Annotated in this window: 8 protein-coding genes; 4 read left to right on the top strand and 4 right to left on the bottom strand. The window is 63.5% G+C overall.

The window, feature by feature from the left end; genetic code table 11:
- Nucleotides 1-325 precede the first annotated feature (325 nt).
- The 3 genes from folD to PNO31109_RS18575 all read right to left on the bottom strand — a co-directional run bounded on the left by folD (nucleotide 326) and on the right by PNO31109_RS18575 (nucleotide 4,602).
- Nucleotides 326-1,180, bottom strand: coding sequence for a bifunctional methylenetetrahydrofolate dehydrogenase/methenyltetrahydrofolate cyclohydrolase FolD (folD, locus tag PNO31109_RS18585; RefSeq protein WP_150556935.1), 855 nt, complete (start codon nucleotides 1,178-1,180; stop codon nucleotides 326-328).
- 297 nt (nucleotides 1,181-1,477) lie between these two features.
- Nucleotides 1,478-2,122, bottom strand: a complete 645-nt coding sequence (locus PNO31109_RS18580; protein ID WP_039410467.1) for a response regulator transcription factor — start codon at nucleotides 2,120-2,122, stop codon at nucleotides 1,478-1,480.
- On the bottom strand, nucleotides 2,119-4,602 hold the full coding sequence (locus tag PNO31109_RS18575; RefSeq protein WP_244958205.1) for a PAS domain S-box protein: 2,484 nt from the start codon (nucleotides 4,600-4,602) through the stop codon (nucleotides 2,119-2,121). The genes PNO31109_RS18580 and PNO31109_RS18575 overlap by 4 nt, the downstream gene beginning before the upstream one ends.
- A gap of 342 nt (nucleotides 4,603-4,944) precedes the next feature.
- On the opposite strand from PNO31109_RS18575, the gene aceE reads away from it, so the two are divergent.
- From aceE to lpdA, 4 genes are all read left to right on the top strand, one after another.
- A complete protein-coding gene (gene aceE / locus PNO31109_RS18570) occupies nucleotides 4,945-7,632 on the top strand; it encodes a pyruvate dehydrogenase (acetyl-transferring), homodimeric type (protein ID WP_150556934.1) in 2,688 nt (895 codons plus the stop codon).
- Nucleotides 7,633-7,729: 97 nt separating this feature from the next.
- Complete coding sequence (gene aceF, locus PNO31109_RS18565) at nucleotides 7,730-9,436, top strand: dihydrolipoyllysine-residue acetyltransferase (protein ID WP_150556933.1); 1,707 nt, start codon at nucleotides 7,730-7,732, stop codon at nucleotides 9,434-9,436.
- Nucleotides 9,437-9,517: 81 nt separating this feature from the next.
- Nucleotides 9,518-10,099: an Ntn hydrolase family protein gene (locus tag PNO31109_RS18560; RefSeq protein WP_150556932.1), complete on the top strand. Its 582-nt coding sequence runs from the start codon at nucleotides 9,518-9,520 to the stop codon at nucleotides 10,097-10,099.
- Nucleotides 10,100-10,119: 20 nt separating this feature from the next.
- Entirely contained in the window at nucleotides 10,120-11,907 is a 1,788-nt protein-coding gene (lpdA, locus tag PNO31109_RS18555) for a dihydrolipoyl dehydrogenase (RefSeq protein WP_150556931.1), read from the top strand.
- 337 nt (nucleotides 11,908-12,244) lie between these two features.
- Here lpdA and PNO31109_RS18550 read toward each other — a convergent pair whose 3' ends face one another.
- Nucleotides 12,245-12,805 carry a phasin family protein gene (locus PNO31109_RS18550; RefSeq protein ID WP_150556930.1) on the bottom strand — a complete coding sequence of 187 codons (561 nt, stop codon included), beginning with the start codon at nucleotides 12,803-12,805 and terminating at the stop codon, nucleotides 12,245-12,247.
- Between the last annotated feature and the right edge of the window lie 440 nt (nucleotides 12,806-13,245).

Here is a 13,245-nt window from a genome sequence, read left to right as displayed (position 1 = left end):
CGTTTTTTTCAACCGGGGTGATTGACTGCGCTGCCCGGAAGTCAGGCGAGAAGCCTTGCCGGCTGGGGATTTGCGGCGTGCGAGGCGGAGCGAGAGCCCAGTGCTGCGGCCGCGCTGTTACGCGACGCGGACTGGTTTTTCGGGAGAATCCGAGTCTCGGGACAGGCGTTTCGCCTGTGTGATCGGAACTTGTAAGGGGCGCGCCGACGCAGGCAAAGCGTCGTGACGCCACTGTCTTTGCCCGCGAGGAAAATGCCCCGGGGCATCAGGGGCATCCAGGGGCACACAGGGGCGTTCAGTGATGTTCAGTGATGTTTGGCGGCGCTTAGCCGGCGAGCGCTCGCTCGGCGGCTTCGATCGTGTTGACGAGCAGCATGGTGATCGTCATCGGGCCCACGCCGCCCGGCACGGGCGTGATGTAGCCGGCCACTTCCTTGACGCCATTGAAGTCGACGTCACCGCATAGCTTGCCTTCGTCGTCGCGATTCATGCCGACGTCGATCACGGCAGCTCCCGGTTTGACCATGTCCGCCGTCACGATGTTGCGTTTGCCCACCGCTGCAACGATCACGTCGGCGTTGCGCGTGTGAGCGGCCAGATCGCGTGTCTTGCTGTTACAGATCGTGACCGTGGCGCCTGCCTGGAGCAGCATCATGGCCATTGGTTTGCCGACGATGTTCGATGCCCCGATCACGACAGCGACTGCGCCGCGCAGCGGGAATTCGACGGACTCGAGCATTTTCATGCAGCCGTAAGGCGTACACGGGCGGAACAGCGGTGCGCCAGTCATGAGAGCGCCGGCGTTCGAGACGTGGAAGCCGTCCACGTCCTTCTCGGGCGCGATCGCTTCGAGCACCTTGTGGCTGTCGATGTGCTTGGGCAGGGGCAGTTGCACCAGAATGCCGTTGATTTTCGGATCGCGATTGAGCTCATCGATGCGCGCGAGCAGCGCGCTTTCCGTCAGGTCGGCGGGGTAGCGGTCGAGCGACGAATACAGGCCGTTGTCTTCGCAGGCCTTGACCTTGTTGCGGACGTAGACCTGGCTGGCGGGATCGTCGCCAACCAGCACCACGGCGAGGCCGGGCTGATGGCCGCGAGCCGTGAGCGCGGCGGCGCGGGTGGCAACTTCGGCGCGAATGCGTTTGGCGAGGGCGTTGCCGTCGATGAGGGTGGCGGTCATGTTGCGTGGATGTCTATGAAGGAAGGGGGCTGGCCCGCAGGGGCCGGATACGGCGGCGTCGGTCGGGCGCGCGACGACGCAAAAACGACATTATAACGGGGCGTCGAATCGGACGGGAGGAGACCGGAAGGCCGGTCCCGAACGCACGGCGGGGCTGACGATCGGCGCTACCCGCATCAGGCGTTGACGGCCTCGGGGCCGATGCCGGAGGCGCCGGGGTTCGGACCTCCGGGCCTCGGGCATCGAGGCGTCAGGATATTCGGCGGATACTAGCCGGCGAATATTGGTCGGCGAATATTAGGGGCGGGGCGAGCCACTGGAGCGTTTGGAGAGCGCCAGACGGAGCAGATCGGCAACAGTGTTGACGTTTAGCTTCTCCATGATGTTGGCGCGGTGGGCTTCGACGGTCTTGATGCTGATGCCGAGATCGTCGGCAATCTGTTTGTTGAGCCGGCCGGCAATGATTCGCTCGAGCACCTGATGTTCGCGGCTCGTCAGCTTCGAGAGCAATTCCTCGGCCGCTTGTTGTTCACGCTGGCTGCTGGCGTCCTGGCGGGCCTTCGAGAGCATACGCTCGACCTGGCCGCGCAATTCCGCTTCTTCGAAGGGTTTCTCGATGAAGTCCATGGCTCCCTTCTTCATCGTGTCGACCGCCATTGGCACGTCACCGTGGCCCGTCACGAAGATGATGGGGATGTTGATCTTCTGCGCGATCAGTTGTTCCTGGAGCTCCAGTCCGCTCATGCCCGGCATGCGCACGTCGAGAATGAGGCATCCGACCTGGTGTCCGTTGTAGTGCGAAAGAAATTCCTCCGCGCTGGGAAAAACGCGCACATGGTAGCCATTGGCTTCCAGCAACCAGCGTAGCGAGTCGCGGGCGGCTTCGTCGTCATCGACGACAAAGACGGTTTCTTGATCGATATTGGTGTTGGGTGTCGTCATAGTCCTCCCCCGGGGCCGGATGTCGTATCGCTTTCTAACGGTAACAGAATACAAAAAGTACAACCATTCCGCACGCCGTCGACTTCATTGTTTTCAACCCACAGACGGCCGTGGTGCGATTCGATGATGGAGCGGCAGATGTTCAGGCCCATGCCCATGCCGTCCGATTTGGTGCTAAAGAAAGGTTCAAACAGTCGTTCGATGGTCGCTTCGTCCACGCCAGGGCCATGGTCCGAAACCTGGAATTCCACGGCCTTGTCGCGCCGTTGCACGTGCAGACGCACCGTCGGGTCGCGTCGCTGACCTGGCGCGGGCGTGTAGCCGTGCATGGCTTCGGCCGCATTTTTCAGCAGGTTCACGAGCACTTGCTCGATCAACACCGGGTCGACGTAAATCTGCGGCAAGCCTGCCGGCAACTCCGTCACGATGCGAATCCGGCGCTTGCGGGCTTCGAGTTCAGCTAGGCCCACGGCGTCGGCCACGATCTCATAGATCGACGACGGCTGCCGTTTCGGTTCGCTGCGCTTTACGAACGCGCGGATGCGCTTGATGATCATGCCGGCGCGAACCGCTTGCTGGGAGGTCTTCTCCAACGCCGGCAGCAGCGTCTCGGGCGACGTGCGACCCGCGCGAACGAGCGCAGCCGTTCCCATGCAGTAATTGTTGATGGCGGCGAGCGGCTGATTGAGTTCGTGGGCGAGCGACGACGCCATTTCGCCCATCGTCGTCAGACGTCCGGTGAACTGCAGGCGCTCCTCTTCCTGGCGTGCCAGTTCTTCCGCGTGGCGGCGGGCCGTGATGTCCGTGGCCACCTGCAATTGCGCGAGGTGACCGTCGACCCATTGAATGTACTGGCGCCGGACTTCGAACCATTTCTGATGCGCCGGCAGATAGATTTCCTGCGTCTCGGCCGACGTATCGGTGAGCGACGCCGCAGGCAGCCCCGCGAACGCGTCGACCATATCGATATGATCGAGCGACGTGGGGGACAGCTCGCCACCGCCCGATAGCTCGAGATGGCCTTCGGGGCGCGTGCCGAACAATTGACGGTAGTAGCGGTTGGCAAAGAGCAGTTCCGCCTTGTCGACGGCCAGCACGGACACCGACGCGTCGAGACTTTCGAGCACCGTCGTGAAGCGCTCATGCGCCGCCGCGAGTTCCTCTCGCGCGCGCTTGGGCTCGCTGATGTCCGTCAGCGAGGACATCCAGCCGGTCTGGCGCCCATGCGCGTCGACCAGCGGCGAGACGAACATGCGCGCGTAGAAGATCGTGCCGTCCTTGCGCTGCACCCGGATTTCGAAACCGTGAGACGGCGCTTTGCCGCGCAGCGTCATGTCGATGCGACGCTGCATTTCATGGATGTCGTCCTTGGGCCAGTACGGGTAGGGCGGCGCGCGATTCATCAGGTCCTGCTCGTCCCACCCCGTCATCCGGCAGAAGGCCGGGTTCACGTAGGTGATGTGGCCCTGGAGGTCGAGAACCCGCATGCCGATCACGATGGAGTTCTCCATCGCGCGTCGGAACGACGTCTCGTTGAACAGCGCCTGCTGCGCTTCGAATCGCTGGCGCGTGTGCCGCCACAGGCTCCAAAGGCTCCAGAGCACGAAACAGGACAGCCCGGCAATCAGCCAGACCAGCGTGTTGTTGACGAAGTTGCCGACGGCCGGATACGAGTAGATGCGAACGGCAAGACTGTGCCCCGGCGGATCGAGCAGCAACTCGTAAGAGACGTCTCGCGGCAGCGGCGGCCGCGTGGATGTCGTGGCCAGTTCGTTGTTGTGCGTGTCGATGAACGACACCTTGAACTTGTCGCCCAGCTCCTGCGGCAGTTCGTGGATCAGCAGTCCCTCGACGGAGTACACGGCGCTGATCGTGCCGAGAAACTCGCGCTCGCGCAGCACGGGCACCTGCACGACGATGTAGCTCGCGCCCGAGGCGTCGTAGATCAGCGTGGAGTAGGCCGAACGCCGTGAATCGCGCGCGGCGCGAAACGCCACGAGCAGCTCGTCTTCCATCGGGTGGGCCGCCGAGCCCTGCAGGCGCGAGGCGAACGGCGAATCGGCGGGCACGGCCCAGCGGGGCCGCTGCGAGGCGTCGAGCCAGTTCATGAAGACGATGTCTGCATGGTTTTGCATCAGCTCGCTTGCCGTATTCTGGAAGTGCGCCACGTCCTGCGGCCTCGCCGCCGTGTCGCGTGCCAGGGAACTGATCTGGTCCTGGATGGCCAGCATATTGAGGCGGATCTGTTGCTGCGCCCAGGCCACGTTCCGGTAGAGCGTGTCCTGCTGCTGCTCGGTCTCGCGGCGATTCAGGCTCCACAGGATCAAACTCATCACCACGAGGAAGATCACAATGGAGACGAGCGGCACCAGCAAGTAGTAGTGCGACTCCGCGAACCCCTGCAACCAGCGATTGGAGCGCGCAGGTGTAGCGGCGGACCGGGACGGCGGAGCGGAGTTGGCAAGGCGTGGCGAAAGCATGCCGAGATTGTAGCTCAGGCCGGCCGGTTTCCCGCTGTCATGCCGCGTGGCGTCTTGCTTTTCGGAAGCGTCCGATCTTTTTAGTAAGACGGTCGCTCAATTCGCGCTCGATACCGATCGGTACGCATGGAATCCGTGGTCTGATGGCGTCGGCAACTCTTTGATTTTATGTGCAGCGCAGCAGAATTCCGCATCATGAAATTTGCTATCGTAATCTGAAATTTCGCTTGCGAAGCCAGGAATATCCTTCGTACAATGCCCCGGTAAAAATGCCGGTGGGCCCGTCCATGAAGCGGGTATCACTTGTTACGCCAACCCGCTAACGACAGACAAGGAGACACCATGTCCGCCGTACCTGAAGAAGCCCTGAAGATCGTGTCCCCTGCGGATGCGGATCCCCAAGAAACGCAAGAATGGCTGGCCTCGCTCGAAGGCGTGCTGGCCGCGGAGGGCCCGGAGCGCGCCCACTACCTGCTCGAGAAGCTGATCGAATTTGCCCGCATCAACGGCGAGCATCACCCGTTCTCGGCCAACACCCCGTATATCAACACCATCCCCGTCGACCAGCAGGCCCGGATCCCGGGCGATCAGGACATCGAGCACAAGATCCGCTCGTACACCCGCTGGAATGCGATTGCGATGGTGCTGCGCGCCGGCAAGGACACGAACGTTGGCGGTCACATCGCATCGTTCGCCTCGGCCGCCACGCTGTATGACGTCGGCTTCAATCACTTCTGGCATGCGCCGTCGGAAAAGCACGGCGGCGACCTCGTCTTCGTGCAGGGTCACTCGTCGCCGGGCGTGTACAGCCGCGCATTCCTGCTCGGCCGCCTGGAGATGAAGCAGCTCGAGAACTTCCGCCAGGAAGTGGACGGCGGTGGTCTGTCGTCGTATCCGCACCCGTGGCTGATGCCCGACTTCTGGCAGTTCCCGACGGTGTCGATGGGGTTGGGCCCGATCATGGCGATCTATCAGGCCCGCTTCATGAAGTACCTCGAGTCGCGCAACATCGTGAAGACCGAGGGCCGCAAGGTCTGGGCGTTCCTCGGCGACGGCGAGACGGACGAGCCGGAATCGCTGGGCGCCATCGGCATGGCCGGCCGTGAGCAGCTCGACAATCTCGTGTTCGTGATCAACTGTAATTTGCAGCGTCTGGACGGTCCGGTGCGCGGCAACGGCAAGATCATCCAGGAGCTCGAGTCCGAATTCCGTGGCGCGGGCTGGAACGTGATCAAGGTGATCTGGGGCAGCCGCTGGGATTCGCTGCTCGCCCGCGACAAGAAGGGCCTGCTGATGAAGCGCATGATGGAGTGCGTGGACGGCGAGTATCAGACGTACAAGTCGAAGGACGGCGCCTACGTTCGCGAGCACTTCTTCAACACGCCCGAACTCAAGGCCATGGTGGCCGACTGGTCGGACGAGGACATCTGGGCGCTCAACCGCGGCGGCCACGATCCGCACAAGATCTACGCGGCCTACCACGCCGCGACCCAGCACAAGGGCCAGCCGACCGTCATCCTCGCCAAGACCATCAAGGGCTATGGCATGGGCGAAGCCGGCCAGGCCATGAACATCACTCACCAGCAGAAGAAGATGCCGGTGGAGTCGCTCAAGAAGTTCCGCGACCAGTTCAAGCTGCCGATTTCGGACGACGAGATCGCCGACGTGCCCTACCTGAAGTTCGAGGAAGGCTCGAAGGAACTGGAGTACATGCGTGCTCGCCGCATGGAGCTCGGCGGCTACCTGCCCCAGCGTCGCACCAAGGCCGCTTCGCTGCCCGTGCCGGCGCTCGGTGCGTTCGACGCGCTGCTCAAGGCAACCGCGGAAGGGCGCGAGATTTCCACGACGATGGCCTTCGTGCGGATTCTGAACGTGCTGCTCAAGGACAAGACGCTGGGGCAGCGCATCGTGCCGATCGTGCCGGACGAGTCGCGCACCTTCGGTATGGAAGGCCTGTTCCGCCAGATCGGTATCTGGAGCCAGGTGGGGCAGCGTTACATCCCGCAGGATCAGGACCAGCTGATGTTCTACAAGGAGTCGGAGAACGGCCAGATTCTGCAGGAAGGCATCAACGAAGCCGGCGGCATGTGCGACTGGATTGCGGCCGCGACGTCGTACTCGACGCACGGCGAGACGATGATCCCGTTCTACATCTTCTATTCGATGTTCGGCTTCCAGCGTATCGGCGATCTGGCGTGGGCGGCTGGCGACATGCGCGCCCGCGGCTTCCTGGTCGGGGGCACGGCCGGTCGCACGACGCTCAACGGCGAAGGTCTCCAGCACGAAGACGGCCATTCGCTGCTGTGGGCCTCGTCGATTCCGAACTGCCTGCCCTACGATCCGACGTTCGCCTACGAATTGGCCGTGATCGTTCAGGATGGTTTGCGCCGCATGGTGCAGGAACAGGAAGACGTCTACTACTACCTGACGGTGATGAACGAGAACTACGCCCATCCGGCCATGCCGGAAGGCGTGGAGCAGGACATCCTCAAGGGGATGTATTCGTTCCGCCGCGGCACCGAGAACAGCAAGGCGCCGCGCGTGCAGTTGCTGGGCTCGGGCACGATTTTCAACGAAGTCATCGCTGCTGCCGAAATGCTCAAGAACGACTGGGGCGTCGAATCGGATCTGTGGAGCTGCCCGAGCTTCACCGAGCTGGCCCGCGAAGGCAACGACGTGGCGCGCTACAACCTGCTGCACCCGACCGAGACGCCGCGTCTGTCGCACGTCGAGAAGTGCCTGAACGAGACCCGCGGTCCGGTGATCGCGTCGACTGACTACATCCGTACCTACGCCGACCAGATTCGTCCGTTCGTGCGCGGTCGTTACGTGGTGCTCGGCACCGACGGCTATGGCCGCTCGGATACGCGTGAGAAACTGCGTCATTTCTTCGAGGTGGATCGCAACTGGGTGACGGTCGCGGCGCTCAAGGCGCTGGCCGACGAAGGCACGCTGCCGGCAAGCAAGGTCGCCGAAGCAATTGCCAAGTACAACCTGGATCCGAACAAACCCAACCCGATGACCGTCTAAAGGCCGCTTCGTGCGGTGAGGACGCCCGCCAGCCGTCCCCCAGCGGCTGGCGGGCGCGTGCCGCACGCCAAGCGCAGCCTCGAGGAGACTGTGGAAAATGAGTCAAGTGATCGAAGTGAAAGTCCCGGACATCGGTGACTTCAAGGATTTGCCCGTCATCGAAGTGCTGGTCAAGGAAGGCGACAAGATCGATGCCGAACAGGCCCTGATCACGCTGGAGTCGGACAAGGCCACGATGGACGTGCCGAGCCCGGCCGCCGGCACCATCAAGGCAATGAACCTGAAGGTGGGCGACGAGGTGTCCGAGGGTTCTCTCATCCTGACGCTCGAAACGGCCAACGGCTCGAGTGCGCAGGCCAACGGTGCGGCGGCACCCGCTGCCGCCCCCGCCCCGCAAGCCGCGGCGTCCGCACAGGCGCCTGCCGCAGCCCCTGCTGCTGCGCCCGCTGTTTCTGCGGCGCCGGCAGCCACGGGCGACACGAGCAAGATCGACGTGAAGGTGCCGGATATCGGCGGCTACGACGACGTACCCGTGATCGACGTGCTGGTCAAGGTCGGCGATACCGTGACGGCGGAGCAGTCGCTCATCACGCTCGAGTCGGACAAGGCGTCGATGGACGTGCCGAGTCCCGCCGCAGGCGTGGTCAAGGAACTGAAGGTCAATGTGGGCGACAAGGTTTCCGAAGGTTCACTGATCCTGGTGCTCGAGGGCGCTGCTGCGCCTGGCAAGGCAGCGGCAGCGCCGGCGGCTGCCGCTCCGGCACCTGCGGTGTCGGCAGCACAGAGCACCGCACCGGCCCCCGCGGCTGCACCGGCGCCCGCGCCCGTCGCCGCGGCAGCACCGGTCCCCGCGCCGGCCGCGCCGCAAGGCGGCCAGCCGATCAGTCACGCCAGCCCGTCCGTTCGCAAGTTCGCGCGCGAGCTGGGCGTGGACGTGACGCAGGTCAAGGGCACCGGCCCGAAGGGCCGCGTGACGGCCGACGACGTGCGCAGCTTCGTCAAGAGCGCCCTGGCGGGCCATCGCCCGGCGGCCGCCGGCGGCACCGCACCGGCCGGCGGCGGTGAGCTGAATCTGCTGCCGTGGCCGAAGGTCGACTTCGCGAAGTTCGGTCCGGTCGAGGCGAAGGCTCTGTCGCGCATCAAGAAAATCTCCGGCGCGAATCTGCACCGCAACTGGGTGATGATCCCGCACGTCACGAACAATGACGAAGCGGACATTACCGAGCTTGAAGCATTCCGTGTCCAACTGAACAAGGAAAACGAAAAGGCCGGCATCAAGGTGACGATGCTCGCGTTCGTGATCAAGGCCTGTGTGCTGGCGCTCAAGAAGTTCCCGACGTTCAACGCCAGCCTGGACGGCGACAACCTCGTCTTCAAGCAGTACTTCCATATCGGCTTCGCGGCCGATACACCGAACGGTCTCGTCGTGCCGGTGGTTCGTGATGCCGACAAGAAGGGCGTGTTCGAGATCGCTCGCGAGACGTCGGAACTGGCCAAGCTCGCCCGCGAAGGCAAGCTCAAGCCCGACCAGATGCAGGGCGGCTGTTTCTCGATCTCGTCGCTCGGCGGTATTGGGGGGACCACCTTCACGCCGATCATCAATGCACCGGAAGTTGCCATCCTGGGCCTGTCGCGTTCGTATCAGAAGCCTGTGTGGGATGAGCGCAAGCAGCAATTCCTGCCGCAACTGACGCTGCCGCTGTCGCTGTCCTACGATCACCGCGTGATCGATGGCGCCGAGGCTGCGCGCTTTAACGCCTACCTGGGGCAACTGTTGCAGGACTTCCGTCGCGCAATGCTGTAAATGGCGGACGTCGCCGGTTGCGCGCAAGCGCAGGCCGGCGGCGCTCGCGCGCGAGCTTCGGATCTGGACGGGGAGGGCCTCATGACCACCGTGGTAGTCGTCAAGAAAGCCGGCGAAATCGCCATTGCCGCCGACTCACTCGTGACGTTCGGCGATACGCGACTGTCGCAGTCCTACGAGGAGAACCGCAAGGTCTTCCTGGTAGGCGATTCCTATGTCGGCCTGGCGGGCACGACCGCGCACTTTCCGGTCATGCGGGCCATTCTTTCCGAAATGGCGGACGAATGCCGTCTGCATTCGCGTGACGAAGTGTTTCGCACGTTCTGCCGCGTCCATCAGAAGCTCAAGGAAGAATATTTCCTCAATACCAAGGAAGAGGAAGACGATCCGTATGAGTCGTCGCAGATCACGTCCGTGATTGCGAACCCGACGGGCATCTACGGCGTGTATTCCTACCGGGAAGTGTTTGTTTTCGATCGGTTCTGGGGCATTGGCTCGGGGCGCAACTTCGCGCTCGGCGCCATGTACGCCCTCTACGACCAGGATCTGAGCGCACGCGCCATCGCCGAAGCGGGCGTGAGGGCGGGCGCCGAGTTCGACAAGAGTTCGGCCGGCCCGTTTCAGGTGCATGCGTTTCCGATCGATACCACCATCAAGTCATAAATGCGACAGGGAGACCCCGCATGAGTCTCATTGAAGTCAAGGTGCCGGATATCGGCGCAGAGGGCGTGGACGTCATCGAAGTGATGATCAAACCCGGCGACAGGATCGCCAAGGAAGCGTCACTCATCACGCTCGAATCGGACAAGGCCTCCATGGAGGTGCCGTCCGAAGTGTCCGGCACGGTCAAGGAAGTCAGGATCAAGGTCGGCGACAAGGCTAGCGAAGGCACGGTGATCGCGCTGGTCGAAGCCGACGACGCTGGCGCTGCCAAGGCCGCCGCGCCTGCTGCGGCGGCCCCATCGGCACCGGCTGCCGCCCCCGCGGCGAGCGCGGCCGCGCCCGTCGTTCCGCCGAGCGCCCCGGCCCCGGCCGCCGCCACGCACAGCGGTGGTGCGGACATCGAGTGCGACGTGGTCGTGCTCGGCGCGGGCCCCGGCGGCTACTCCGCAGCGTTTCGCAGCGCTGATCTCGGCCGCAAGACGGTGCTGGTCGAGCGTTACGCAACGCTCGGCGGCGTCTGTCTGAACGTCGGCTGCATCCCGTCGAAGGCGCTGCTGCATACCGCCGCCGTCCTCGAGGAAGCCCAGGCGCTCGGCCATCACGGCATTTCGTTCGCGAAGCCGCAGATCGATCTCGACAAGCTGCGCGCCTACAAGGAAAGCGTGGTCGGCAAGCTGACGAATGGGCTGGCCGGCATGGCGAAGATGCGCAAGGTCGAAGTGGTGCGGGGCGTGGGCGCGTTCCTCGATCCGAACCATCTCGAAGTGGTGGCCGAAGACGGGAGCAAGCGCGTGGTGAAGTTCGCGCAGGCGATCATTGCCGCCGGCTCGCAAGCCGTGAAGCTGCCGTTCCTGCCGGAAGACCCGCGCATCGTCGACTCGACCGGCGCGCTCGAACTGCGCCAGATCCCGAAGAAGATGCTGGTGATCGGCGGCGGCATCATCGGCCTGGAAATGGCAACGGTCTACAGTGCGCTCGGCGCGGAGATTGACGTCGTGGAAATGCTCGACGGCCTGATGCAGGGTGCGGACCGCGATCTCGTCAAGGTCTGGGAGAAGATGAACGCCAAGCGTTTCGGCCGCGTCATGCTCAAGACGAAGACGGTGGGCGCGCAAGCGAAGGCAGACGGCATCTACGTGAGCTTCGAGGGCGAAGCCGCACCGGCCGAAGCGCAGCGCTACGATCTGGTGCTCGTCGCGGTGGGCCGCAGCCCGAACGGCAAGAAGATCGGTGCGGAGAAGGCCGGCGTGGCGGTGAGCGAGCGCGGCTTCATCGCGGTCGACAAGCAGATGCGCACGAATGTACCGAACATCTTCGCGATCGGCGACATCGTCGGTCAGCCGATGCTCGCGCACAAGGCCGTGCATGAAGCCCATGTGGCGGCGGAAGCGGCAAACGGCGAGAAGGCATACTTCGACGCCATCCAGATTCCTTCGGTGGCCTACACCGATCCGGAAGTGGCCTGGGCGGGCAAGACCGAAGACCAGTTGAAGGCCGAAGGCGTGAAGTACGGCAAGGCCGTGTTCCCGTGGGCGGCGTCGGGGCGCGCCATTGCCAATGGTCGTGACGAGGGCTTCACCAAGGTGCTGTTCGACGAACAGACGCATCGCATCCTCGGCGGCGCTATCGTCGGCACGCACGCGGGCGACCTTATCGGCGAACTGTGCCTGGCCGTCGAAATGGGCGCGGATGCGGTCGATATCGGCAAGACGATTCACCCGCACCCCACGCTGGCCGAATCGGTCGGTATGGCCGCGGAAATCTACGAAGGCGTCTGTACCGACGTCCCGCCCGCGCGCAAGAAGTAATCGCTCTCCGGCGGCATGCGCGCCGCGGCGCAAGCCGGCGGCGGCGCTGCCGAGACAAGAAAACCGTCATCCTTTTCGGGATGGCGGTTTTTTTGTGCCGGATGGCGGCTTTTCCTGTGGCGCCTCCGTGCCACTTCCGTACCGCTTCCGTCCCATTCTGGAGGGGGCGGACAGAGCGTGGACCGCTCTCGCGGCTCGGGCAAAGAAAAACCCGGCTCGGGCCGGGTTTAAAGGGTACCTGCGGTACCGAGGAGACAACTGGGTGTCGCTGCATCCGCCTGGGGTGCAACGACGGTATTTCAGGCGTTCCTCGTCAATTCACGTCGGACGCGGTGAATTACTTCTTGGCGCTGGCGGCACGCGAAGCCTGTGCGGCAGCCTTCGAGGCGACGTTGGTTGCCGCGGCGAAGTTCGTTTCGGCGATTTCCACGGCTTGCTTGGTGGCCTTTTGCACGCTGTCGAAAGCGCTGTTGGCGGCCGACAGGGCCGACTTGGCGAGCGCGACGGCGGATTCCGAACCGGCCGGGGCGTTCTTGGCCAGGTTGTCGAACAGCGCCTGCACGTTCTGCGAGCTTTCGGCGAGCTTGGCTTCGGCCACCTTGGTCACTTCGGCTTGCGTCGACGAAGCGATCTCATACAGGTGGCGGCCATACGCGAGCGCCTTCTCGGCAGCCGGTTGAACCAGGTTCGCCTGCAGCGCGAGCAGTTCCTGAGCGTCCTTCACGGCAAAAGCCTTCTGGGCGGTGGAGGCCGACTCGGCCAGCGATGCCTTCACGGCTTGCAGATTCAGCTCGACGAGCTTTTCCACGCCTTCGAATGCCTTGTTGGTCAGGCCAAACAGGGTTTCGAGGTTGGCCTTGTGCGCGGCGGCGAGTTGTTCGGGGGTCAGAAACGACATGGCGTTCTCCTATGGTGTCATACACAGCGTATCGACCCACTCCGTGTTCGCTTGTCGGTTCTCACCTTGTGCCGGTGAAAACACGGTTGGGGCCTCTCATTGGGGTGCGATCTCTTTTTGTGCATCGCACAATCGCAAGTGTAGAGAAATTTTTGGCGGTGTCAAGTTGTTTTTGTGCGTTGCACAAATTCAATAAAAACTTAAAAAATCAAAAGCTTGGGATCCCGTCATGGGCGCCGTCCGTCGCGGCGCGGCGAACGTGGTGACCCTCGTGGAAATCCAGGATTGGTGCGGCTTTGCACCGCTCGGGGGCCCGGCGAAGCGAGAGCGGCGATGGTACTATCGTCCCGTTCCGGTACCGGTCGGATGGGAAATGCGACGGCGGCGCGGCGTTGTTTCTTGCACGCGTTGCGCGTCACGCCGCTCGGTGCCGATGCCGA

It is taken from the genome of Pandoraea nosoerga (assembly GCF_902459585.1).
In the GTDB taxonomy this organism is placed as follows: domain Bacteria; phylum Pseudomonadota; class Gammaproteobacteria; order Burkholderiales; family Burkholderiaceae; genus Pandoraea; species Pandoraea nosoerga.
This window is presented reverse-complemented; position numbering and strand designations above follow the sequence as displayed.

Bases quoted from the DNA above. Each gene is read 5' to 3' on its own strand.
- PNO31109_RS18560 (WP_150556932.1), top strand. From the start codon at position 9,518: ATGACCACCGTGGTAGTCGTCAAGAAAGCCGGCGAAATCGCCATTGCC.
- PNO31109_RS18575 (WP_244958205.1), bottom strand. From the start codon at position 4,602: ATGCTTTCGCCACGCCTTGCCAACTCCGCTCCGCCGTCCCGGTCCGCC.
- PNO31109_RS18580 (WP_039410467.1), bottom strand. From the start codon at position 2,122: ATGACGACACCCAACACCAATATCGATCAAGAAACCGTCTTTGTCGTC.
- folD (WP_150556935.1), bottom strand. From the start codon at position 1,180: ATGACCGCCACCCTCATCGACGGCAACGCCCTCGCCAAACGCATTCGC.
- aceF (WP_150556933.1), top strand. From the start codon at position 7,730: ATGAGTCAAGTGATCGAAGTGAAAGTCCCGGACATCGGTGACTTCAAG.
- aceE (WP_150556934.1), top strand. From the start codon at position 4,945: ATGTCCGCCGTACCTGAAGAAGCCCTGAAGATCGTGTCCCCTGCGGAT.
- lpdA (WP_150556931.1), top strand. From the start codon at position 10,120: ATGAGTCTCATTGAAGTCAAGGTGCCGGATATCGGCGCAGAGGGCGTG.
- PNO31109_RS18550 (WP_150556930.1), bottom strand. From the start codon at position 12,805: ATGTCGTTTCTGACCCCCGAACAACTCGCCGCCGCGCACAAGGCCAAC.